Source organism: Paraburkholderia sp. PGU19, from assembly GCF_013426915.1.
Lineage (GTDB): Bacteria > Pseudomonadota > Gammaproteobacteria > Burkholderiales > Burkholderiaceae > Paraburkholderia.
Genome location: NZ_AP023181.1, coordinates 1,971,125 through 1,992,879, shown reverse-complemented (window position 1 = coordinate 1,992,879; position 21,755 = coordinate 1,971,125). Strand labels below are relative to the sequence as shown.

Genomic DNA, 21,755 nt, shown 5'->3' with positions numbered 1-21,755 from the left:
CTGAAAATTCGCTCACTGCGGGTCAAATTCAGTGCTAGCCGACGCGATTTTTGTTCCGCAAGAATCGGTCGCTAGTGAGGCAGGCAAGAGACGGCCTCGCTCATGCAATCCGTGTCAGATTCAACACGACGGCACGCCAAGGTCCCGTCATGCAGACGATTCAATTCGCTTTCCTAAATTAATCGAGCTGTATTTCAAACAATCAGCCAGCACTCAAGGAAATCATGATTCGACGCGCTATCGTCATTGCTGCAACCGCTCTCGCCTGTCAGACGGCATTCGCTCAGAGCAGCGTAACGCTCTATGGTTTGATCTCAAGCGGAATCGTGTATGCGAACAATCAGAAGGGAGCCGACAAACAGGGGCATTCAACCTGGCAGTTCGCAAGCGGTCCGATGCAGACGCCGCGGTGGGGGATGAGAGGGGTCGAAGACCTGGGTGGGGGACTCAAGACGATCTTTACGCTGGAAGGCGGTTACAGCATCGGCAATGGCGCCCTGTCGCAAGGCGGCCGGTTGTTTGGCCGGCAAGCCTTCGTCGGCGTGTCATCCAACAGTCTGGGCACGGTCACGGTCGGCCGCCAATATGACGAGGCCGTCACGTTGTGCATTTTTTCGTCTGCCTGCCAGTTTGCCGCATATGGCGCGCATATCGGCGACAGCGATAACGTCTTCGATACTTTCCGCATCAACAATGCGGTGCAGTACAAGAGCGTCGATTACGGTGGACTCCAGTTCGAAGGGCTTTACGGTTTTTCGAACAAGGCTGGGGATTTCTCGGACAACAACGCCATCAGCGCGGCTGCTCAATATCACAGGGGACCGTTCTCCCTGGGCGTGGCTTACCTTCAGGTCAAAATGCCGAATGACCCCGCCAATCCCAATGGCGCGGTGGTCGGGGACTACGGCTTCACTTCACCTTTCGTTACCAACCCTGCGACCAACGCAGGCGTGAGTAAGCAGCGAATGTTCGGCACGGGTGGCGCCTACGCGTTTGGAAATGCGAACCTGTCTCTGCTCTATACGAATGCGCGCTTCGAATATCTTGACCAATCCAGACTGACGCTGCAGAACTTCGAAGCCTCATTGACCGATTATGTTCTTCCGGATCTGATGCTCGGGACGGCATACATCTTCACGACGGGACAATACCGTCCCCAGGAAACAAGTCCGAAATGGCATCAGGTCAACGCTGGCGCGGTGTACTTCCTGAGCAAGCGGACGGATGTGTATCTGGTTGGCATTTATCAGAAAGCCGCTGGCGATGCGCAATTCGCGCAGATCTATACGCTTTCGCCATCGACCACTAAAACACAAGTCTCGGCCGTAGTGGGTCTACGGCATCGTTGGTAAAGAGAATCTCGCAACACACTATCAAGGCGTGTGACTGTGATTCGCGGGTGTTTCTTGCCAACGCCTGGTGGCACACGCCTGGTCATCGCATGTCGTTGCGTATTCGTTCGAATTCGCAGCGAGACGCTTGCGGCTGCCGTTCGGCCCCGTCGGCGCGATCTAGCGAACCACCGTTAGCGAGCGATCGGTGCGCAAGCCCCTCAGAAACGCAGCAATATCGAACCCATACGACTCGAGCAGCCGGTACAGCGTGACGCGCGAAATACCGAGATCGCGCGCCGCGTCCGCGACTCTGCCGCGATGACGCAGCAAGGCCCTTTCGACTGCCTGTTGCTCGGCGCGGCGCCGCACCTGGTCGAGCGACACCGTGCGCGCGTCGACATAGTGCGCAAGGCCCAGGTCACTCGCCGTGATGACAGAGCTGTCGAACATTACAACCGCACGCCACACACGATTCCTCAATTCGCGGACGTTGCCGGGCCAGTCGTGCGCACGCAGTGCCCGAATCGCGTCTTCGGAAAAGCCGCGAATCCGGCGGCGCGAATCCACGCGCAACTGGTCAAGCAGATGCCGCGCCAAAAGCTCGACGTCCGCACCTCGTGCGCGCAGCGGCGGCTCTTCGATCTGGAGCACACTCAGCCTGTGATAAAGATCCTCGCGAAACCGGCCTTCGCGCACCGCGCGCTCCAGATCGACGTTGGTCGCACAAACGATTCTCACGTCCACATCGATCGAGCACAAGCCTCCGAGTCGTTCGATGCTGTGCTCCTGCAGAAACCGCAGTAGCGTCACCTGGCTTTCCAACGGCAGATCGGCAATTTCGTCGAGAAATACCGTACCGCCATTTGCCGACTCAATGCGCCCCGTCTTCCGCTCATTCGCGCCCGTGAAAGCGCCGCGCTCATAGCCGAAGAGTTCCGACGTAACGAGATGCACAGGGATCGCGCCGCAGTTGATCGCGACAAACGGTGCATGACGTCGCTCTGAACGCCGGTGAATGGCGAATGCAGTCAGTTCCTTGCCTGTACCCGACTCCCCCTGGATAAGAACCGGGGCGTTGCACATCGCGACCTTGCGCACCGTGCGAAATAACTGGAGCATCGCATCGCACGATCCGATCATGTCACCATCGACAACAGTCAACGGTTCAGCCGTCGTGGTTCCGCCCAGTGAGCACATGCCGCGCGCGTGACCCACGGCGTGTCCGAGCTCGACGGCCGTCGTCGGTAGCGTGATGTAGCTGATACAGTGACTACGGACAACGGAGCGAATCGTCGCGTCTTCCAGTTGCCCATGCTGGAGCGCCGCGACCCAGCCGACGTCGCGCGTCGCCAGCACCTCCGTGAGCGCGTCCATGTCGCGTGGAAACTTCATCGACGCAATATCGAGCAATCCGCCTGCGCCCGCAGCGAGCCGTGTTCGATGTTTCGTCCGCGCACTGATGTCGATCCGGTCGATCGCCCATCCCGTTGTCGGCAGCAGCGCATCGGGCAACGCGCGGTTCCCGCGGCAAACGTGATAGAGCATCCTCGTCACAGAGTCCATATGAAGCCTCTCTGTTTGATTTTGATTCGAAAGAAAAGCTGATCGTGCTGACAAGGAAGCGAAATTGCACCGTAATGGAAGTGTCGGCGAGTGCAGCTTAAGAACGGCTTAAGATCGGTTTTCTATTCGAAATGGAATGGGCTATTTGCGTGCAAATCATTCGCCATGTGTGCGGTAAGCCTCATAACCTGCAGTGAACATCCAGGTAATGAGAATCAATGACACAACCTTGACGTTGGACCTGCAACGATGGATGCAAACAGGTGGATTTCAATCAGCTTGATGCCGATCGTCAATGCGATGCGCCGAACGGACGAGGGGTGTAGTGCGTCAATCCGTCGTTCATCGGATCGAATGGCGCACCTGCTGTACCCGGTCTCGCTGGCTTCGCAGGGGTATCGCTGTTGGAATAGCCGCGCTGAATCGGTGGCAAATAGAAGAACTGCCAGCCTGCGTAGGTCTGCTGTCCTTCGAAGTCTTCGAACTGTCGGGGAAAGTTGGCCCGCTTGACGGGCGCATCCATCGAACTGCTGTGCAAGCCCGCCATCCTTCCCGCCTGATACATATAGACCCAATCGTTCTGCCCGGTGATGGGATCGGCATACGCGCGCCGCAGATGATGCAGCGGCTCGGGAACACGGGTGTCGTTGAGCAGTTCGTCGACGGACGCGGGCAGCGTGCGCCCAGCGCGGTAGTAGCGCAATATCGCGAGCCGGTACTGGTTGCCGACGAACAGCAGTTGCTGCTCGTTTTCCCGTTTGCGTTGCAGCGACCAGACATCGAGCGCGCCCATCATCGCGACGGAGAGCAGCATCAACGCGATCAGCAACGTCAACATCACGAGACCGCGATCGCGCGCGACATGCCCGACATGCGCAGTCGCGCGGCGGCCACACGCTGCCCCGAACCTCATTTGCCCGCTCCCGCGTCACCGGAAGCCGTGCCCTGCGGGCTGCTGGCGGGCACGATATCGTAGACACCCGGCTTCGTGTCATCCGGCGACGCGACGATCGCCCATTTGTCGTCACCGTTGACGGGATCGACGGGAATCGCGCGCAGATAGTGTCGCGTCACAAGCTCGTCGAGCGTATCGGGATAGGCGGCGTTGTCGCCGTAGTACTTGTCAATCGCATCGCGCATCACGGCGAGATTCTGCGCACGCACCTGTTCCTTGCCGCGATCGATGCTGTGCATGTAACTCGGCAGTGCGATGGTCAGCAACAGCCCGATGATCGCCATCACGACCACCAGTTCGATCAGCGTGAAGCCGGCATCGCGCCGGCGCGTATCGATGCGTTTCATGATCGCGCTCACCACTGTCGATAGGGAATGCCATTGATGCCGACGCGATCCGACCTCGACGTGACGTCGAACACGTCCTTGCCCGCGTTGCCGCGTTCAGATGCATCACTACCGTCGGCATGCGCGGGCGGGTCGCCGAACGCGCGCAGGCTCCAGGTGTCTTCAGGCGGTGTATCGGCGTCGCCAGCGAAGAACGGGTCGCGCGGCACGCGGCGCAGGAACATCAGCAGGCCGCCCTTCGGGTCCTTCACGTTCTTCACGCCGTCCACCAGCACCGCAAGCGAAGGCGGATAGCCGGAAGCTTCCGCTTCCCGCTCGATAAGACCGGCGTCGCTCGCTTCCTTGTAGGCGTCGAGGGCGGTACGGATCTCGCGCAATGCGCCGCTCAGTTGCTGTTCCTTTTCGCGCTGCACGATCAGTTGCGAAAACGGCACGACAGCAAGCGCCAGAATGCCGACGAGCGCAAGCGTGACCACGAGTTCGACCAGCGTGAATCCACGCGGCCTCGCACGGCGCGCAATGCTGCAACGGTCTGGACGCACGAGGCGAGACATCGTTCAGTACCCGCCGTTCTGGATTGGACGCAGCGGGTTGTCGCTCGGCATGTCGCCTGGCGGCATCACGAGGTTCGACGGAGGCGCGGGCGGCGCTGACAGCGCGGGAGCGGGCGGAGGCGCCATCTGCGCACCGGGTGCGGCGGACGGGGTCTGTGCCGCACTGCCGTTGCCGTTCTCGCCGCTCGACTGCACGTCGGCGGCGCCTTGATCGGCGGGCGGCGTGGCGCCGTTCGCGGGCGGCACTGGCGGCGCCGGCAAGGTCGAATAGCGGCCGCCGTACGGTTGCTGCGGCGGCGCCGTGCGTGGCGCCGGAGGCAACTGGCCGAACGCGCTCGCGGGCGGCTGGGTGGTTGGCCGGCCCTGCGTGCTGCTGTGCGGCGTGGCGGCCGCGCCGCCCGTCGTGCCGCCGCCCACGCTGCCTGGCGTACGGACGACGGGACGCGGCACGGCCGGTTCCAGTTCCGCGACGACCGGGTCGAGCCGCAACTGCTCCGAGTGCACGTTGACGTCGGTGCCCGACCAGACTTCCTGCGTATCCGCGTCAGCGGCGATCTGCGGGCGCACGATATGCGGTGTGATCTGCAGCACGATCTCCGTCTTCACATGGTCGCCGTTGTGATTGGAAAAGAGCCGTCCGAGCAGGGGCAACTGGCCGAGGCCCGGCACCTTGTCGGCCGTCGTTCGGTCCTCATCGGAAATCAGGCCGCCGAGAATCTGCGTTTCGCCGTCGCGCAAACGCAGACTCGTCGACGCGTTACGCGTGCCGATCTGATAAGCAAGCGTCGTTAGTCCTGCCTGCGAACTGTCGCTCTGGATAACCTTGGTGATATTGCTCACTTCCAGGTTCAGCTTGATGCCGACATCGCCGTCCCGATAGACCTGCGGCTCGACTTCGAGCTTGATGCCGACGTCGAGGTACTGGACCATCTGCGTATAGGACGGTCCACTCGTGCTCGGCGTGCTCGAACTCGAAATCACAGGCACCTTGTCGCCAATCAGAATGCGCGCCTTCTCCTTGTTGCGCGCGCGAATGCGCGGACTGGCGAGCAGGTTGGCATCGGTATCGCTGAGTTTGAAATTGGCCGTCGCGGACAGGCCGCTCACGTTGAGCGCATTGATGGGCAGGTGATGCAACTCGCCCCAGGTATTGGCCGTGGCGGGTGTCGACATGGTGAACGTGTTCGGCCATTCGATGCCAAGGTCGGTCATGCGATCGTGCGAGACTTCCAGCACCTGCACTTCCATCATCACTTCGGGCTCGGGGATATCCTGCGCGGCAATCATTTCCTCGGCCACGCGGATCGTATCGGGCGTGCCGCGTATCGTGACGGTGTTCGACCGTTCGTCGACGACCACTTCCTTCAGCTTCAGCAGGCTCTTCAGCAAGCCCTGAATCTGCTTCGCATCGACATTGGACAACTGGAACGTGCGCACCTTCAGTTCCTGATACTCCAGTTCCTTCGCCGGCGTCGCCGGATAGATGAAGAGCGTATTCGCGTTCAGTTGCTTCTTGTCGAGCTGGCTCTGCATCAGGATCATGTCGACGGTGTCCTGCAGCGTCGCGTTCGTCACGAAGATGGTCGTCTTCAGGTCGGCGCGCACGTCACGATCGAAAATCACGTTGAGCCCCGTCGTTTTCGACAGCGCTTCGAACACCATCCGCACATTGGCATCGCGAAACTGCAGCGTGACGGGCGTCCGCATGATGGACGCGGTGATCTTTTCCTCCTTCAGCGCGCGCTGCTGATTACGTTTGTCCTGGATATCCCTCAGCATCTGCTGCGCCATCGGATTGGTCGGGTTCTGCGCCAGCACCCGATGCACGCGCTCTTCCGCAAGCGAGTACGAGCCGCGCTGCATCATGCGGTCGGCTTCCTGCAAACTCGTGAGGTCGCGCCGGTCGCGGTCGAGCGCGGCGCCGATCTTGCGGCCGCGCTCGCTCGTCGGGTCGATCTGGTAAGCCTGGCCAAGCGCCTTGACCGCGAGGTCATACTGATAGCTCGCGCGATACGCGTCCGCATCGTCGAGCAATGCATTCACGCGCGCGTCGCGATCGTGCAGATAGTCGATCTGCAATTGCGCGTTGGTGGGATCGTTCTGGCGCGTAGCGGGCGGTGTCACGCAGCCGCCCAACGCCAGCACGGCCAATGCGATGCACGCGGCCTGGCGCTTCGTGAGCGGGACACGGGGCGAGCCATGCGTGAGGGGCGCGGAATGCGGTGGATAGCGCGTAGATGAGCCGCTGTCCCCGTTGCGGCTCCGATCGCGGCTGCATGCGGCTGTCATTTATGTTCCTTCGCTCATTTTCCTTCGCTTTGCATGGGTATGACCTGCCTTTGATTCAACGGCAGATACATCAGCACGATGTCAGCGTCGGAGATCGACTCGACGCGGTACTGTCCATCGACGACTTCTCCCTGAGACACGATCACCAACTGATCGCCACTGCTGAGAAAAACACGTGGCTTGAGCGTCGAACCGTCCAGTTTGCCGAGATACACATACGGCACGGGCGGCGCGGTCGGCGGCGGCGGAGGCTCGGGCGCAGCCTGTACCGGTGGGGGCGGAGGTGGCAGCCACGACGAGGCGGCAAACGGGTTGTTACGCGATTCGAGCGACATGGGCTTGCGCAACCTCGCGAGCTTTTCGTTCGCGGTCTTTTCGCTCGCTGCCTGCGTTGCTTTGCCGGACGATTTCGCGCGGTCGTGTTTTGCAGCGGAGTGAACCGAAGAAGCCGCCAACGCGACGTCATGACGCGCGACACTCACAGCCGCCATCGCCGATGATCCTTCCGGAGCGCGCCACGCCTTCACGGAAAGCGCGATCGTCGCGATCAGGCACATGCCCAGCAGCAAGCGGCGAACGAGAACGGTACTCATGGCCGCGCCGTCCCGTATACGAGTTCGAACCGGACGCGAGCATCGAGCACGCTGCCGTCCACGGCGGGCCGTTCGACGTGAATCTCGCGCAACGCCGCGTTCGGCACGCTGTTGAGCACCGACGCAAGAAACCGGCGAATCGTGACGTACTGGTCCTTGACGGGCAGCAGCATCTGATAGCGCACGTAACGTCCGCCTGGATCGGCAACGACGACGTATTCCGCCGAGCCGACTGCCAGATTGCTGTCATGGGCGTGCGCGAGTATCGCCGCGATATCGTCCGCGCTATGCGCGAAACGCGGAAAGAGATCGGGCAAGCTCGCGAGCACGGCGGTATCCGTGTACGAACCCGCGTCGTGGGCAACGTCTGCCTGCTTCGCGGTACGGGCAGGCCGAACCTCGTTCGATAGCGTGAGCGTGTCGCTTTGCATGCGCATCGCGCCATCGGCCACGACGGCAGCAGCACATAGCAACGCGATGCCTGCGATCCCCGCTACACCGAAGCGCCGCATCAATTCGAAACGCAGGGTCAGGCAGCGCTCGCGCACAAGCTCGACGTTCATGAGCGGCTCCACACGGCGGTAACCTGAAACCGGACGGGCGTGCCCGGAACATTGGCTTCGATCTCGTGATCGTTGAGCACGGCCTCACGCAATAGCTTGCTCGATTGCAGATAGCGCAGATACGCGATCATCGCGTCGAAGTTCTTCGCTTCCGCCGTAATGCGAATCTGGCTCTGCACCGGATTCTGATCGATGCCGATCAGCGCGACATCATGGTCCGGATAGTCCTCGACAATCGACAACAGGTCCTGCCACGGCACCGTCAGTTCACTCAGCACCGCAAGGCTCTGCTTTTCCGCATGCATCGCCGCGGGCGTTGGTTGCGCCCTGACAAGATGCGCTTTGGCGAGCACGCGATGACGCGCTTCGTCCAACCGTTCCTGCACCTGCTCGTTGTCATTGAATGCCTGCCACAGCCGCACGCCGCTCGCAAGCAGCGCGCAAATCGCAATGCACAGCACGATGAGTCCCGCTGGCGCGAGGCGTGACCGGCGGCGAGCGAAGTCGATGTCGAATCGCTGGATCATTGCGCGTACTCCAGCAGATGGCGCGCAAAGCTCTCGATCCCCTCAAGTGCATCACAGGCATTCGACGGAGCCAGCGTAGTCACGCTCGCAAAGCGCGCTTGCAGCGCAGCGAGATCGATTGCAATGCGGGAGCCGTAGAAGCCCAGCGCGCAATCCTCGCGTCTGAGCGTCGTACGTTCCGCGCAGCGTTCGAACGCCTGTTCCGCGAGCAGCGTGACTTTTGCGGGATCGCATGCGTCGCCAGCGAAAAGGCGCTGCGCGTCATAACAGGCCCAGCAACCCGCTTCTATCAGCACCGCCTGGATCAACGCGTCGGCGGCGAACACGATCATCGCGTTTGCGCGAGGCATGCCGGGCAGCGTCCGGTTGAGCATTTCAGGCAGGCACAGTTTCAACGCCAGCACGCGGGCGCCGGCCGACGCACTCGCCTCGCCCATGCCATCCACCAGCGCGCGCGGCAACGCGCTGGCAAACATCGCGCGTCCGCCGCGCTGCACACATGCGCGCACAACGATGGTTTCGCCATCGACACCATACGTATCGACGAAATGCGCACGTGCGATCTCGTCGATTTCTCGTGCGCGCAACGTGCGGAAGTCGCCACGCAGTATCGCGTGGTTGCCCCAGAAGTCGTCGAGCACGATATGGGCGCCGCGCGTTCGGGAAGGCATACGCGACGCTTGTGGCACGACGCTATCCGGCGCGGGTTCGAGCGCTACGCGCAGTGCGTCGAATACACCCGCTTGCGTGAACCATTGGGTTTCGGGCATCGGCACGCTTCGCGGCCCGGTGGCCGAAGTGGGCTTGTGCGCCAGCGTCCAGCGCGGCCAGCGCGGCCCAACAAAGACCTCGCGCGTGCCGATGCCGATGTTGATGTCCGCGCTGGGCGAATCAATCGACCATGGTGACACGGTTGATCTCCTCGAGGGTCGTCTCGCCCTGCCGCACGAGCTTGATCGCCGCGCTTCGCAGCGTCGTCATGCCCTGCCGGAATGCGGCCGCCTTGATCTGCGTAAGCGGCGCGCGTTCGGACAGCAGTTGCCGCAGTTCGTCGTCCATGCGCAACGCTTCCGCGACGGCGCGCCGTCCGCGATAGCCGCTACCGCGGCAGGCTGCGCAGCCCATGCCGCGCCGGAACAGATAGCCGCCCGCCGCATCCGGATCAATGCCCGATCGCGCAAGTGCATCGGCATCGACGGTATCTTCGGCGACACAGTCCGGGCAGCACTGGCGCAAGAGTCGTTGCGCGATCACGCCGTTCAGTGCCGACACGAAGCTGTAGGGGTCGACGTCCATGTTCGTGAAGCGGCCGATCACGTCGAATACATTGTTCGCGTGCACAGTCGTGAAGACCTGGTGGCCTGTCAATGCCGCCTGCACCGCAATTTGCGCCGTCTCCGGATCGCGAATTTCACCGACCATGATCTTGTCTGGATCATGGCGCAGGATCGAGCGAAGACCGCGCGCGAATGTCAGCCCTTTTGCCTCGTTGACGGGAATCTGCAGAATGTCGCCCAGTTGATACTCGACGGGGTCCTCTATGGTCACGATCTTTTCAAGTCCGTCGTTGATCTCCGTGAGGATCGCGTAGAGCGTCGTCGTCTTGCCGCTGCCCGTCGGCCCCGTGACGAGCAGCATGCCGTACGGCATCGCGGCGACCGTGCGCATGAAACGCGTGTCTTCCTGCTGGAAACCGAGCGCTTCGAGCGTGAGGCCGCCCGACGCCTGCGACAGCTGATAGCGATCCAGAATGCGCAGCACCGCGTCTTCGCCGAACTGGTTCGGCATGATCGACACGCGAAAATCGATCTCGCGGCCCGCATAGACGGCCTTGAAACGTCCGTCCTGAGGCACGCGGCGCTCGGCGATGTCGAGTTCCGAAATGACTTTCACGCGCGACAGCACCTGATCCGCGACGTCGCGCCCTTCGACGCGCCCCACCACCGTCAGCACGCCGTCGACACGGCATTTGATCATCAGCCCATGCGCGCGGCATTCGAGGTGTATGTCGCTCGCCATCATTTTCAGGGCGTCATAGATCGTCGAATTCAGCAGGCGCACGACGGCGCTGTCGTCGTTGCTGATGCCTTGCAGCGTCAGCGCAAGCGACGCGGGATCAGCGGCATGCTGGGTCGTCTGGTCGAACGCAAGCGAGTCCATCGCGCGCACGTCCTTCTCGCGCACCGCGAGCCACGCGGTGATGTCGCCGATACTCGCGAGCGCCCAGCGATACGGCACGGCGGGCCGCGCGCGCATGCGTTGCTCGATACTGCCGCGCGTGCGCCGGTCGAGCGGATCGGCGATCACGAACAACAGGCCGCGTCCCGCCGCGGAGTCTTCGGTATCGCGAAAGCAGATGCACAGGCGGGTCGTCGCCTCGACGAACGGTACGACGTCGAAATCCGGCTGCAGCGCGTTCAGCGCATGCATCGTGATCGGCTGCATGTGACATTGCACAGCGAGTTGCGCGAGCACTTCGTCGGGGCTGACGGGCATCTGCGCGAGCAGATCTTCGAGCGCGCGCAGGCCGGAGCCGTGACGCTCGGCGAGGGTGCGCAGCGCATCGCGCAGATCGACGCCGCCCGTTCCGCCGATGCCGTTCGCGATGCTCGCCGTGTCCATGAGATCCTCGCCTGCTATTGAACGCTCGATGCGATTTCGAAGATCGGCATGTACATCAGCACGACAATGCCGCCGATCACGATGCCAATGAAGATCATCATCGCGGGCTCGATCAGCCGTGAGATCAGATCGATTGCGCGCGCCACCTGTGATTCCTGAAACGCCGCGATCCGGTCGAGCACGGGCCCGAGACCGCCAGTTTTCTCCGCGACGGTCAACAGCCGGTACGTGATCGCATCAGCCAGCGACGCCTGCTGGAACGCGTCGGAAATCTTCGCGCCGTTGCGCACCTGATCGAGCGCACGCGCAAGCGATGCCTGATCGGAACGACCGACGAGCCCACGCGCAAGATCGAATGCACGGATGGCCGGGATGCCGCCGTCGACGAGCATCGCCGTGGTGCGGAAGAACTGCGATTGACGGAACACCCGAAAGTATTCGCCGATGCCCGGCAACGCGAGCATGCGGTCGGCAATCCAGTCGCGCGCGGAAGGGCGGCGCAGCACGATGGCCGCAACGAACACGAGCACGGCGAAGCCCGTTGCGAGTTCCTTGCCATGCGCGTGAACCATGCTGCCCCACGCGATCAGCAATTGAGAAAGAAGCGGTAGTTCGCGCCCGCTATGTTCGAGCAGCGTCGCGAAGCGCGGGACGACGAAGCCCAACAGAAAGAGCACGACTACCGCGCCAACCACCAGTAGCACCGTCGGATAGATCGCCGCGGACACCACCCGTCCCCGCAGTTCATGCAGCATCGCGCTGTTGCGCGAATAGCGCGTGAGACTGTCTGCGAGACCGCCCGTCTGCTCGCTCGCTTTCACACAGGCGACGAGCACGGCGGGGAAAACGTCGCTGGCCTGTTCGAGCGCCGCCGACAACGACTGGCCTTCTTCGAGCCGCCGCAACAACCCGCGATACACGGCGGCGGAACGTTCGCGGCGCTCGTTGCTCGCGAGCGTGCGCAACGCATCGACCACACCGACGCCCGCCGAAAGCAGCGCTGCGAGTTCGCGTGCGAAGAGTTCGACATTGAACTTGCCGCGCGCGAGCGCAGGCGTGCGCAGGCGCAAACGCGCGCTGCCGCGCTCGCCGCGCACCGACACGACACGCAGCCCGCGCGCGCGGGCGAGAGACGTGGCCGCCGCCGTCGAATCGCTCTCGACGTGCACCGTCTGCACCGCCCCGTTCGTATCGAAGACCCGCAGCACATACTTCACGTCGCTTCTCCTCGCACCGTTCACCAGGACGTCACGTCCGCGTTCTCGCCCGAGCCGCCCGGCTGGCCGTCCTTGCCGTACGAATACAGGTCGTAGTCGGCGTGTTCGCCGGGCGCGCGATACTGATAGGGGCGATCCCACGGATCGGGCGGCACGGCCTTCTGCAGATAGGGGCCGCTCCAGTGCGGCGCGTCTTGCGGCTTTGTCATCAGCGCCTGCAGGCCCTGTTCCGTGGTCGGATACGCGCCGACATCGAGCCGGAATTGATCGAGCGCCTTGCCGAGCGATTCGATCTGCGCGCGCGCGATCTTCGTGTTCGACTTGCCGATCTGCTCGAAATAGCGCGGAGCGACGAGACCCGCCAGCAAACCGATGATGACCATGACCACCAGCAGTTCGAGCAGCGTGAAGCCTGTCTCGCGCGCGGCTTGCCGTGCATGCGTATCGATGGGTCTGCCGCATGTGGACATGAACGGGATGTCGCTCACGGTGTGGTCCCCCTGTGAATGCCGCGCGTGTCGCGCAGGCCAGACGCCTGTGTGCATTGTTGTTCAGGCCCGCACACGCGCGAAGTAGGGAGACTCGTGCAAACAGATGGGTAAAGACCCTCCCGTTCTTTACCGTTCAAACGAAGTAGTTCAACCCATTTCCCGTGTCTTCGGGCAGCGCGAGCACGCCGAGATCGAGCGCCGCGTGCACGAGTCCCGCCGCATTCGATACGCCGAGCTTGCGCATCAGGCTGGCGCGATGTTTCTCGATGGTTTTGGGACTCAGGCGCAGCTGCTCGCCCACTTCGCGATTGGTGCAGCCCTCGGCAACGAGACGCAGCACGACGCGCTCGCGGCAAGTCAGCGCGCTCCACATCTGCGCGTGCTGCCCGTTCGAGGGCTGGCCGCGCGGCTCGCCCTGTCGCGCGCCATATTCGTCGAGCGTCGCATTGCGCTGGCCGAGCATGACCAGACGCATCGCCTCGACAAGCTCGTCGAACGCCGCGTCCTTGAGCACATAGCCATCGACACCTGCCGCCAGCGCCTCGCGCATATGCATATCGCTCGCGTGGATGGTCAGCGCGATGATCCTGATCTGCGGCGCTTGCCGCTTGATGTGCGCGATCGCTTCGACGCCGCTTCTGCCGGGCATCGACAGGTCCATCAGGATCAGGTCGGGCATCAGCGTCGCGGCGAGACTGCACGCCTCGACGCCGTCGCCCGCCTCGCCCGCGACGCTGTAGTGCTGCAACGCGCGGACCATCGAGCACAGCCCCCCGCGTAGCAGCGGCTGGTCTTCGGCGATCAGCACCCGGTGGATCTTCTCCACGTTGTCACCTCCGCGCGGCGCGTTCACGAACCGTTGCGGGCGACGATCTCGTGATAGGCGCTCAACAGTTCGTCGGGAGTCGCGAGACCATCCAGGCGCAGCCACGGCTTGCCCGGCGCGGCGCGGAAGAACGCGACGGCCGTGTGGTTCATCTTGTCGCCGCGATAGACGTTGAACGCGCGCTGCGCGGCGACGCTCGCTTCCACCGTGCCCGTGTAGTACTGCCACTCCGGACCCGCACCGAAGCGCTCAGCGTAGGCCCTGAGGCGCGCGGGCGTGTCCTCTTCGGGATCGATCGAGATCGACACCATATGCACGTTGTCGCGCTCGCTGCCGAGTTCCTCCTGCAATTGCTCGAAGGTCTGACTGACCATCGGGCAGATCGTCGTGCATGACGTGTAGATGAACGTCAACACTACGGGGCGGCCGTCGTTCAGTTCGTCGACGAGCGAAACGGACTCGCCGTCGTCGCGCACCAGCGTAACGGGCGGCAACGCGTAGTCCACCGTGGTGCGTGTCGTGCCTGGCGCCATGTCGTGATGATGCGCGTGCATCTCGTGCTCGCCGGACATCGAGTGAAGCTTGTCTTTCGACTGCTCGTCGTGCGGGGGCATGGCGTCCGCGGGCGCGGCCGTGTCATGCGCGGCGGGCATCGGCATGTTATCCATCGGCATGTCCGCCGGCATCGCGTGTGCATCGTGCGCGGGCGTCTGTTCCGTCGCGGCATCCTTTTCTTCTGTGGCTTTTGCTGCTGCCTGTGCCGCTGCCGCTTCCTTCATCACGCGCTGCTTCGCCGTCATGCCTTGCAGCGCGGCACTGGTCGGCGCGTTGTCTTGCGCTGCCTTGGACTTTGCAGCCGTCTCCGCGATCGGGTCATCGCCTTTAGCCTCGTCCATGTTCATCGACGCGTCGTGAGGTTGCGCCGCCATCGCCGCATCGGCTGCGGGCGCCTGCTCTTCCTCGGCGCTCAACGCGGGTAGCGCCGTCAGTCCCGCGCCCGTCAGAATGAGCGCACCGATTACGAGCCTGTGGGTGTTCATCGCGACCTCCTCTTCATGAAGCAACGGGCTGCGAACCAGGGCACGGCGCGCAATTCGCCCTTGCTCGACCAGTCTCGTCAATCGTCTGTGGGACGTCATTGGATGAAGCTCCCCAAAGCACAGTAGGGGAGTTCCACCTGCGTAATACCCCGCGCCAGACGGTACGGTTGTTCCCCGTACGAAACGCAGCACGTGCCCCGTTGCCGCGCGCGTGGCGCGCGGCCTACAATCCCACAGCGGCTTCAGAGTTTTTCGGGTCAACCAGACGGGAGCGCCCATGCATGCCACTACGTCGCCTGAACCGCCCGTCAAGCTGCGCGATCTGATCGACGCGATGCGCAAGCTGGGCAACGCCATGCGCGACACGCAGCAGACGGCGCACATCAGCGACGCGCGCGGCGCCGCGCTCGCCTTGATGACCGCAGAAGGCGCGATCGTCAGCATGAATCGCAGCGCTGCCGCGCTGCTCGGCTATGCAAGTGCCGATCTCGCGGGCAAGCGTCTCGCGGACCTTGCGCATGAAGAAGATCACGCTACCGTGGACCAGCAGTTGCGCGACAGCGCAGCCCCTGTGTTCCGCACATTCGACGTCACGCTCACGGGCCGCACCGGCCATCGAATGCCATTGCATGTGTACCAGCAGACGTTTGCACCGGGCCAGGGCGGCGCGCCGCTCCGGCTGATGTTGTTCGCCGAGCCACTCGCGTCGCTGGGCGGGGAAAAGTCCCAAAGCGCCCAGCCACCTGCCGATGCCGCGCGCAAACCAGCAACGTGGCTCATGATGGGCCAGCAGCGCGAACGCGAGCGTCTTGCCGCCGAGCTTCACGACGGCATGGGTCAGGCGCTGACGTTGATCAAGCTGATGGTGGAAGACGCCCGCATGCGTTTGCGGCGCGGCCAGGCCGACGACGCTGCGCAACTGCTCGATTCGACCGTCCTGCAGATACGCGATACGATCGGCGAAATGCGGCAGATATGCGGAGAGCTGAGGCCGCTCGCGCTGGAGCGCCTCGGCCTGCCCGCCGCGTTGGGCGCGCTCTGCCGGCGCGTCGAGCAAAGCATCGAAACGCTGCGAGTGATGTTTTCATGCGGCATCGAAGACGGCGAAATCCCCGATCATCTAAAGGCGGATATCTTTCGCGTGGTGCAGGAAGCGCTCAATAACATCGTCAAGCATGCTGCCGCTTCAGAGATTCGCGTCGAGTTACAGAGCAAGGCATCGCATCTGCTGCTGACCATACGCGACAATGGAACGGGCTACGAGGCACGCCCGCTTCGCACGGACGACGCCCGCTCGAACGGCCTGGGTCTGACGGGCATGCAGCATCGCGTCGAAGCGCAAGGCGGCATGTTCGCCGTGAGCGCAATCCGGGAAGACGGCACCGAAGTTTCGGCATGCTGGCCGCTGTAGCACCTCGCATGTCGTGCCGCGCGGCGTGCACGCATATGCCGGCTAGCCCGCCGTCGTGCCGCTCATGCGCGGCAGCGCGTCGTTCTCCGCGTCGCCCGCCGGGCCGTCCGCCTGCGGGGCGGCAACGGGCAAACGATACAGCCCGTCGTCCGTTTCCGGCTCCGCGCATTTCGACGCGAGTGACGTCAGCAAGCCCATGCTGATCGCCGCAAGAACGAGCTCCGTCACATTCTCGATTGCAAGTTTGTGCATCACGCTCGCGCGATACTTCTCGATCGTCTTCGGACTCAGGTTCAGATACTGGCCCACCTGCCGGTTGGTCCGCCCTTCCGCAATCAGCTTCAACACGCTGCGTTCGCGGGCCGTCAACAGGTCCCATGCTTTCTTCGGCGCGGCAATCTCGCGCCCCGTCACGAACGAATCGACCATGAAGCCATAGACGTCCGCGCTCAGATGCTTCTTGCCCTGCATGACCGTGCGCATCGCGAAGAGCAGTTCGTCGAACGACACATCCTTCAGCACGTAACCGTCGACACCCGCGCGCAACGCCTCGCGCACATATTCCTCACTCTGATGCACGGTCAACGCGATGATGCGCACGAGCGGCGAGCGACGCTTGATCGCCGCCGTCGCGTCGATGCCGTTCATGCCGCGCATCGACAGATCCATCAGGATCAGGTCGGGTGCCAGCGACATGGCGAGCTGACACGCTTCCTTCCCGTCACGCGCTTCGCCCACTACTTCGTATTCGCTTTGCGCCGATAGCATCGAACGCAACCCGTTGCGCAGCAGGTCGTGGTCCTCTGCGATGATCACGCGATGTTTGATGTTCACGGCCGGCTCCTCGTGTCGTGTAAGTGCGTATGCCATAACATGGCGAGCACAAAATTCTTCTTCTTTCGATTGTTACTTTCTTGCACATTACGAATATATTTCGTTATGCTAACGCTTGGCGGCAAAACCCTGCCACGCCTGCGCCCGGCTCAGGAAGAGCAAGGAGCTTGCCAACCTTGCAAAACCTGTATGCGTGCCTGACTATTTGAAAACCGTCAAAGATCGGTAATTTTTGCGCGCAAAAATGTTTCATTCCTGATCAGTTTCTTTCCATTTCACGCTTCGGTAATACTTCGAAAAAAGTCCCTTTCCGCAGAGAGACCCGAGTTATCCGGTAGTCTTCACCCACACGGCGCGCTCTGATCTGGATTTCCTGCTTCGCGCGTGCCTGCGCGCCCAAACACCCGACGAATTCGCCCTTGCCATATCCGCCTCACCTGTAACGTTTCTGTACAGTGGGTGAAAGCCCTCCGCATTCACCTCGGAAAAAGGGGACATCGCCCCATTGCCGCCCTCTGGACCGCGCACCACAATCGGAGCACGAGCGGAGATCCATCATGCGCGTGCACGCAGCGACACGACCGGCACCCACAGCATCCGCGCCATCCGTTCTGTCGGCCGTCGTGCTCGGTCTGGTTCTGGCGCAGTCCGCACACGCCGATATTTTCGGCAAGGTCGACAGCACGGGCGCAATTGTGCTGACGGATATGCCAGGCAAGACGGGCATGTCGGTGATCGTCGCGTCGCCGCCGTCACCAGCCCGGGCGAAACAGCCCGTGCAATCGACGCATGCCGATGCCTCGCAATTCGAACCCGTGATCGCCGAAGCCAGCGAAACCTTCCATCTACAGCCCGAACTCTTGCGCGCGGTGATCGACGTCGAATCGCGCTACAACCCGAATGCCGTCTCCGATAAAGGGGCGCTGGGCCTCATGCAGTTGATGCCGGACACGGCGCGCCGCTTCTCCGATGGCGACATGTTCAACCCGCGCGACAACGTGCTGGCGGGCGCCCGCTATCTGCGCTTTTTGCTCGATCTCTTCAAGGACGACATGGAACTGGCGCTCGCCGCATACAACGCCGGCGAGAATGCGGTGATACGAGCGGGCTACAGGATTCCGTCGTTTCCCGAAACGCGTTCCTATGTGCCGCGCGTGCTCGATAAATACCGGCGCTTGCTGCCTGCGAGCAGTTGAGTGAGCCACCTCGATTCACGCGCATTCACCGCCTCGCGCTACGGCACGATCCAGTCGCTGTCCGCGACCACGCGCAATCTGTCCGGCTCTGCGAAGCGCACGATGTATCCGCCCTTCGATGCATATCGCTGACCCGGTGCGAGCGTGAGGCGCGGATAGTAGCCGGTCAGAATGCGATGTTCGAGCATGTCGTCGATACGTTCGACGAGATAGTCGCGCACGAACGCATCGACCATATGGCTCAGCGTTTCGGCGAGCAGCCCGCACGCCAGATAGGTATCGGCCTGCACACGCTCGTCGACCACGGGAATATGGCGTATCGCGAACCAGCCGAACGCATAGTCGACGCGCACGCGCCGGCCTTGCGGCAGATCGACGGGATACGCAAGCCGGGCGTTGTCGCGCCAGTGCGAAGGCAGGGGTACGCGGTCGAGCCCGCCCATCAGCCCGGACACATACACGGCCACCGAGGCAGCCGGCGCGTCGCCGAGCGCGGCGATGTCGGGCGGCCTGAGCCACAGCACGAGCGCATCCGCATGCGACGCGCCTCGCAGCGCCGCCGCGACGCGCGCGTTCGCGGGCATTGCGTGATTCTCGACGGCGATGCCCTGCTTCTTCAAATCTGCGGCAAGCGCCTGCGCTGCGGCCTCGCCGCTATCGCCCGCGCGATAAACCTGCAGCACTGTCTTGACCGGTCGAGCCGAAACGGAACTGGCGGACTCGCGAATTCGTTTCGCGATCAGTTCCGCTTCGAGCAGCACGCCACGCGAGAAATACATCGAGTAGAAGTCGTGTTCGCTTTCGACGGGCACCTCGACGTTCGGAAACAGACACGGCACCTGTTCGCGCTCGCAGAAATCGTGAACAGGCGCCCAGTTCCTGCCGCCGAGTCCCGACAGCACCGCGAACACCGGCTGCGTCGCAAGATACTGCCGCAACTGCGCCTGCCACGTCTCCGGCGGGCCGTGGAGTTCCCATACATGCAGTTCCCAGCGCCGGTTGACCATGAACATCATCTTGCGCGACGAGCGCAACGCGGGCGTCGCGCCCAACGGCGCAGCGTTCTTGTCGGCAAAGTAATGTTCGAGCACGTCGAGCATGCCGCGCCGCTTCACGGGGTCGGCGTCGGGCGTGATGATCGTTGCGAAGTGCAGCACGGTGTCGGTGACGCCGAGCGCCCTGCGCCTGTCCAGCGTCTTCAGATAGCCGATCAGCGCATGCATGTCCGCGTCGCTCAGATCGAATTGCGGCATCAGATAGCCAAGCGGCTTGCCTTCGGAATCGACGCCTTCGCGGATCGCGCGCGCAAGCGTCGCTTCCGTGTACGGCTCGCGACTGGTGCGCATGCCGTCGATGAACGGCACCGTCAACTCATCCGGGTTGTTCGTGGGCGGATGAAACAGATACTGCGCGGCAATGGGCGGAATGACCGTGTTGCCCTCCTTCGCGCCAAGCCCGCTGCGCCGATGGCAATTCATGCAGGCGGCCGTTGCGCCTCGCATCGCGAGCTGCCCCTGATGCGTTGCTTCGACGGGGCGGCCGTCGCCGGCGATGCCGTCGCGAAAGATCGCTTCGCCGGCGTCGACAGGCGGCGCTCCGAGCGCGTGTTGCGTGGACACCAGCAAGGCAGCGGCACACGCGGCGGCAAACGCGCTCGCAAAGAGCAGCTGCCGTGAAAACACAGTGGCCGTTGCGACGAGGCCGGGCATGATCGTTACTGCGCCGGACCAAATGCGGAACGCGGCGCCGGCATGCCGCCCGCGCCGACTGCCACCGATGCGCGCCGCCCCGGCACCAAAGGCTTGACGAACATCGCGTCGTCGAGCGGCGGATTCAGCGACACCCGCTCGAGCACGAGCCGGTCCTTCTTCGCCGCGCCCGCCACGCCGCTTTCGATCGCGAACGGCACCTGCACGCCGTCGACCTCGCGATAGTCGCGATAGGTCACCTCGATCTTCACAGGCGCGCCCGACAGACCCGGCGCGTCGCGATCGTACCTGACGTCGAGAAACGACACGGCGTCGACCCATACATGACGATGCGCGCCCGACGGCAACGTGACGGCAAGCCGGTAAGCGTCCTTTCCTTCGATGGCATCCATGCCGTCGAGCGATACGGCAATCCCCTTCGCCGTGTGATCGAGCAGCGGGCCATCGATCACCTGTTCGTCGCGTGCATAACGGACTTCTGCGGGTGTGTAGGGCTGCACATCGGGCGCGCCGCCCGAAGACGGCCGGATCTTCCACCCTTCCTTGCCGTCGAACACGCGCACGATCCGCTGGTTCATCGCTGTGATCTCGAAGCGCGTGCTGTTGGGCCGCCGCAGCGCCAGCACGAATGGCGCATTCGGCGTCGGCGCGTTCGCGCTTTCGACATGCCCCATCCAGATCATCGTGCGGACCTTGCGCCACGCGTCCACGCCGCCGCGCGCGGCCTCGTTCTTCGCGATGATCTCGTCGACCGTAAGCGGCTGGCCGGCGGCGGGCATCTGCGCCCATGCGAGCGCGGACACACAGCCCGCCAGCAGCCATGACGCGATGCGTTTCATGATCGTGACCTCATCGACGTGGCGTCATTTCGCGGCGACTTTGGCAGGCGCGGATTGCGGTTGCGCGGGCAATTGCGGCTTCGCAAAGAGGGCGTCGTCGGCGGGCTGGTTCACCGTGACATGCTGGATCGTCATCTGATGCTTCTGCTTCACGCCCGTCACCTGTGTCTCGAGCAGATGCGGCACCATCAATCCGCCCTCGCGCCGGTAATCGCGGTAGTAGACGGAAACGACATGCATGCGGCCATCGAGCTTGCGCGGATCGCCTTCGACCTTGACTTCGAGAAAGCTCGACGCGTCGATCCACACATGCCGTTGCGCGTGATCTTTCGTGGTCAGCAGGAGTTTGTATGCGCGGTGTCCGTCGATCGTCTCCATACCCTGCAACGCGACCTGGCTACCCTTGGCCGCATAGTCGATCAGCGGCCCGTCGAGATCGGCCGTTTCCGCCGCCGATTTCGCTTCGGCAGGCGTATAGGGTTCTGCGACATTGCGGCCCAGGAACGGACGCACCTTCCACCCCTGGCTGCCGTCGTAGACCTGAAACGCAATCTGGTTGTCGAAGTTCAGTTCGAAGCGGCTCTTGTGCGGCCGCTTCATCGTCATGACGTACGGGAGCTTGACGGGCTTCGTGCCACCCACGTCGATCTGTCCGCTCAACGTCATCGTGTTGACGGCACGCCATGCCTGCAGGCCGCCGCGCGCGGCCACGTTGCGCTCGACGACCTGCGCCGCGCTCATCCCGCCGCCGCCCGCTGCCAGCGTGGCGTGCGCAGCGAAACTCGCGGCCACCACGCCCGTCATTGAAGCAAGTACCCGAAAGCCCCGGTTCATGTCGATCTCCT

Annotated in this window: 20 protein-coding genes and 1 pseudogene; 3 read left to right on the top strand and 18 right to left on the bottom strand. The window is 63.1% G+C overall.

All coding sequences use genetic code 11. The annotated features are described in order from the left end of the window. Positions 1-224 precede the first annotated feature (224 nt). On the top strand, positions 225-1,352 hold the full coding sequence (locus H1204_RS38645; protein WP_180733932.1) for a porin: 1,128 nt from the start codon (positions 225-227) through the stop codon (positions 1,350-1,352). 159 nt (positions 1,353-1,511) lie between these two features. Here the strand turns inward: H1204_RS38645 and H1204_RS38640 are convergent, their stop codons facing one another. The 14 genes and pseudogenes from H1204_RS38640 to H1204_RS53035 all read right to left on the bottom strand — a co-directional run. Further along, a complete protein-coding gene (locus H1204_RS38640; protein WP_180733931.1) occupies positions 1,512-2,897 on the bottom strand; it encodes a sigma-54 dependent transcriptional regulator in 1,386 nt (461 codons plus the stop codon). A gap of 292 nt (positions 2,898-3,189) precedes the next feature. Next, complete coding sequence (locus H1204_RS38635; protein ID WP_180733930.1) at positions 3,190-3,810, bottom strand: type II secretion system protein; 621 nt, start codon at positions 3,808-3,810, stop codon at positions 3,190-3,192. Continuing rightward, positions 3,807-4,199: a type II secretion system protein gene (locus H1204_RS38630; RefSeq protein ID WP_180733929.1), complete on the bottom strand. Its 393-nt coding sequence runs from the start codon at positions 4,197-4,199 to the stop codon at positions 3,807-3,809. Before H1204_RS38630 ends, H1204_RS38635 begins: the two co-directional genes overlap by 4 nt. Before the next feature lie 8 nt (positions 4,200-4,207). Then, positions 4,208-4,753, bottom strand: coding sequence for a type II secretion system protein (locus tag H1204_RS38625; protein ID WP_180733928.1), 546 nt, complete (start codon positions 4,751-4,753; stop codon positions 4,208-4,210). A 3-nt stretch (positions 4,754-4,756) separates the two neighbouring features. Next, positions 4,757-7,042, bottom strand: coding sequence for a secretin N-terminal domain-containing protein (locus tag H1204_RS38620; protein ID WP_180733927.1), 2,286 nt, complete (start codon positions 7,040-7,042; stop codon positions 4,757-4,759). 14 nt (positions 7,043-7,056) lie between these two features. After that, positions 7,057-7,635 (bottom strand): hypothetical protein, encoded by a 579-nt coding sequence (locus H1204_RS38615; RefSeq protein WP_180733926.1) that lies wholly within the window; start codon positions 7,633-7,635, stop codon positions 7,057-7,059. After that, entirely contained in the window at positions 7,632-8,198 is a 567-nt protein-coding gene (locus H1204_RS38610; protein WP_180733925.1) for a hypothetical protein, read from the bottom strand. Before H1204_RS38610 ends, H1204_RS38615 begins: the two co-directional genes overlap by 4 nt. Continuing rightward, entirely contained in the window at positions 8,195-8,725 is a 531-nt protein-coding gene (locus tag H1204_RS38605; RefSeq protein ID WP_180733924.1) for a hypothetical protein, read from the bottom strand. Before H1204_RS38605 ends, H1204_RS38610 begins: the two co-directional genes overlap by 4 nt. Further along, entirely contained in the window at positions 8,722-9,636 is a 915-nt protein-coding gene (locus H1204_RS38600; RefSeq protein ID WP_180733923.1) for a hypothetical protein, read from the bottom strand. The genes H1204_RS38605 and H1204_RS38600 overlap by 4 nt, the downstream gene beginning before the upstream one ends. Then, positions 9,617-11,347: a GspE/PulE family protein gene (locus H1204_RS38595; protein WP_180733922.1), complete on the bottom strand. Its 1,731-nt coding sequence runs from the start codon at positions 11,345-11,347 to the stop codon at positions 9,617-9,619. The genes H1204_RS38600 and H1204_RS38595 overlap by 20 nt, the downstream gene beginning before the upstream one ends. 14 nt (positions 11,348-11,361) lie before the next feature. Then, a complete protein-coding gene (locus H1204_RS38590; protein ID WP_180733921.1) occupies positions 11,362-12,564 on the bottom strand; it encodes a type II secretion system F family protein in 1,203 nt (400 codons plus the stop codon). Positions 12,565-12,584: 20 nt separating this feature from the next. Then, positions 12,585-13,034 carry a type II secretion system major pseudopilin GspG gene (gspG, locus tag H1204_RS38585; protein WP_180735187.1) on the bottom strand — a complete coding sequence of 150 codons (450 nt, stop codon included), beginning with the start codon at positions 13,032-13,034 and terminating at the stop codon, positions 12,585-12,587. Between the two features lie 154 nt (positions 13,035-13,188). Then, positions 13,189-13,881, bottom strand: a complete 693-nt coding sequence (locus H1204_RS38580) for a response regulator transcription factor (protein WP_180733920.1) — start codon at positions 13,879-13,881, stop codon at positions 13,189-13,191. Positions 13,882-13,904: 23 nt separating this feature from the next. Then, a pseudogene (locus tag H1204_RS53035) lies at positions 13,905-14,438 on the bottom strand (SCO family protein); the annotation flags it as partial. A gap of 760 nt (positions 14,439-15,198) precedes the next feature. Between H1204_RS53035 and H1204_RS38570 the strand changes: the two are divergent. Beyond that, on the top strand, positions 15,199-16,332 hold the full coding sequence (locus H1204_RS38570) for a histidine kinase (RefSeq protein ID WP_180733918.1): 1,134 nt from the start codon (positions 15,199-15,201) through the stop codon (positions 16,330-16,332). A 42-nt stretch (positions 16,333-16,374) separates the two neighbouring features. Here H1204_RS38570 and H1204_RS38565 read toward each other — a convergent pair whose 3' ends face one another. Further along, the gene (locus H1204_RS38565) at positions 16,375-17,166 is read right to left on the bottom strand and encodes a response regulator transcription factor (RefSeq protein ID WP_180733917.1); all 792 of its coding nucleotides are present in this window, start codon (positions 17,164-17,166) and stop codon (positions 16,375-16,377) included. Positions 17,167-17,723: 557 nt separating this feature from the next. On the opposite strand from H1204_RS38565, the gene H1204_RS38560 reads away from it, so the two are divergent. After that, positions 17,724-18,362 carry a lytic transglycosylase domain-containing protein gene (locus H1204_RS38560; protein WP_180733916.1) on the top strand — a complete coding sequence of 213 codons (639 nt, stop codon included), beginning with the start codon at positions 17,724-17,726 and terminating at the stop codon, positions 18,360-18,362. 38 nt (positions 18,363-18,400) lie between these two features. On the opposite strand, the gene H1204_RS38555 is transcribed toward H1204_RS38560, so the two are convergent. From H1204_RS38555 to H1204_RS38545, 3 genes are read right to left on the bottom strand one after another with little or no spacing between them, the layout of a single operon-like run. Beyond that, positions 18,401-20,071 carry a cytochrome c gene (locus H1204_RS38555; protein ID WP_180733915.1) on the bottom strand — a complete coding sequence of 557 codons (1,671 nt, stop codon included), beginning with the start codon at positions 20,069-20,071 and terminating at the stop codon, positions 18,401-18,403. 5 nt (positions 20,072-20,076) lie between these two features. Further along, a complete protein-coding gene (locus tag H1204_RS38550) occupies positions 20,077-20,910 on the bottom strand; it encodes a hypothetical protein (RefSeq protein ID WP_180733914.1) in 834 nt (277 codons plus the stop codon). 24 nt (positions 20,911-20,934) lie between these two features. Next, positions 20,935-21,744 (bottom strand): outer membrane lipoprotein-sorting protein, encoded by an 810-nt coding sequence (locus H1204_RS38545; RefSeq protein WP_180733913.1) that lies wholly within the window; start codon positions 21,742-21,744, stop codon positions 20,935-20,937. Between the last annotated feature and the right edge of the window lie 11 nt (positions 21,745-21,755).

Coding starts and splice junctions, on each gene's coding strand:
- H1204_RS38645 (WP_180733932.1), top strand. CDS start 225: ATGATTCGACGCGCTATCGTCATTGCTGCAACCGCTCTCGCCTGTCAG.
- H1204_RS38640 (WP_180733931.1), bottom strand. CDS start 2,897: ATGGACTCTGTGACGAGGATGCTCTATCACGTTTGCCGCGGGAACCGC.
- H1204_RS38635 (WP_180733930.1), bottom strand. CDS start 3,810: ATGAGGTTCGGGGCAGCGTGTGGCCGCCGCGCGACTGCGCATGTCGGG.
- H1204_RS38630 (WP_180733929.1), bottom strand. CDS start 4,199: ATGAAACGCATCGATACGCGCCGGCGCGATGCCGGCTTCACGCTGATC.
- H1204_RS38625 (WP_180733928.1), bottom strand. CDS start 4,753: ATGTCTCGCCTCGTGCGTCCAGACCGTTGCAGCATTGCGCGCCGTGCG.
- H1204_RS38620 (WP_180733927.1), bottom strand. CDS start 7,042: ATGACAGCCGCATGCAGCCGCGATCGGAGCCGCAACGGGGACAGCGGC.
- H1204_RS38615 (WP_180733926.1), bottom strand. CDS start 7,635: ATGAGTACCGTTCTCGTTCGCCGCTTGCTGCTGGGCATGTGCCTGATC.
- H1204_RS38610 (WP_180733925.1), bottom strand. CDS start 8,198: ATGAACGTCGAGCTTGTGCGCGAGCGCTGCCTGACCCTGCGTTTCGAA.
- H1204_RS38605 (WP_180733924.1), bottom strand. CDS start 8,725: ATGATCCAGCGATTCGACATCGACTTCGCTCGCCGCCGGTCACGCCTC.
- H1204_RS38595 (WP_180733922.1), bottom strand. CDS start 11,347: ATGGACACGGCGAGCATCGCGAACGGCATCGGCGGAACGGGCGGCGTC.
- gspG (WP_180735187.1), bottom strand. CDS start 13,034: ATGTCCACATGCGGCAGACCCATCGATACGCATGCACGGCAAGCCGCG.
- H1204_RS38570 (WP_180733918.1), top strand. CDS start 15,199: ATGCATGCCACTACGTCGCCTGAACCGCCCGTCAAGCTGCGCGATCTG.
- H1204_RS38560 (WP_180733916.1), top strand. CDS start 17,724: ATGCGCGTGCACGCAGCGACACGACCGGCACCCACAGCATCCGCGCCA.
- H1204_RS38555 (WP_180733915.1), bottom strand. CDS start 20,071: ATGCCCGGCCTCGTCGCAACGGCCACTGTGTTTTCACGGCAGCTGCTC.
- H1204_RS38550 (WP_180733914.1), bottom strand. CDS start 20,910: ATGAAACGCATCGCGTCATGGCTGCTGGCGGGCTGTGTGTCCGCGCTC.
- H1204_RS38545 (WP_180733913.1), bottom strand. CDS start 21,744: ATGAACCGGGGCTTTCGGGTACTTGCTTCAATGACGGGCGTGGTGGCC.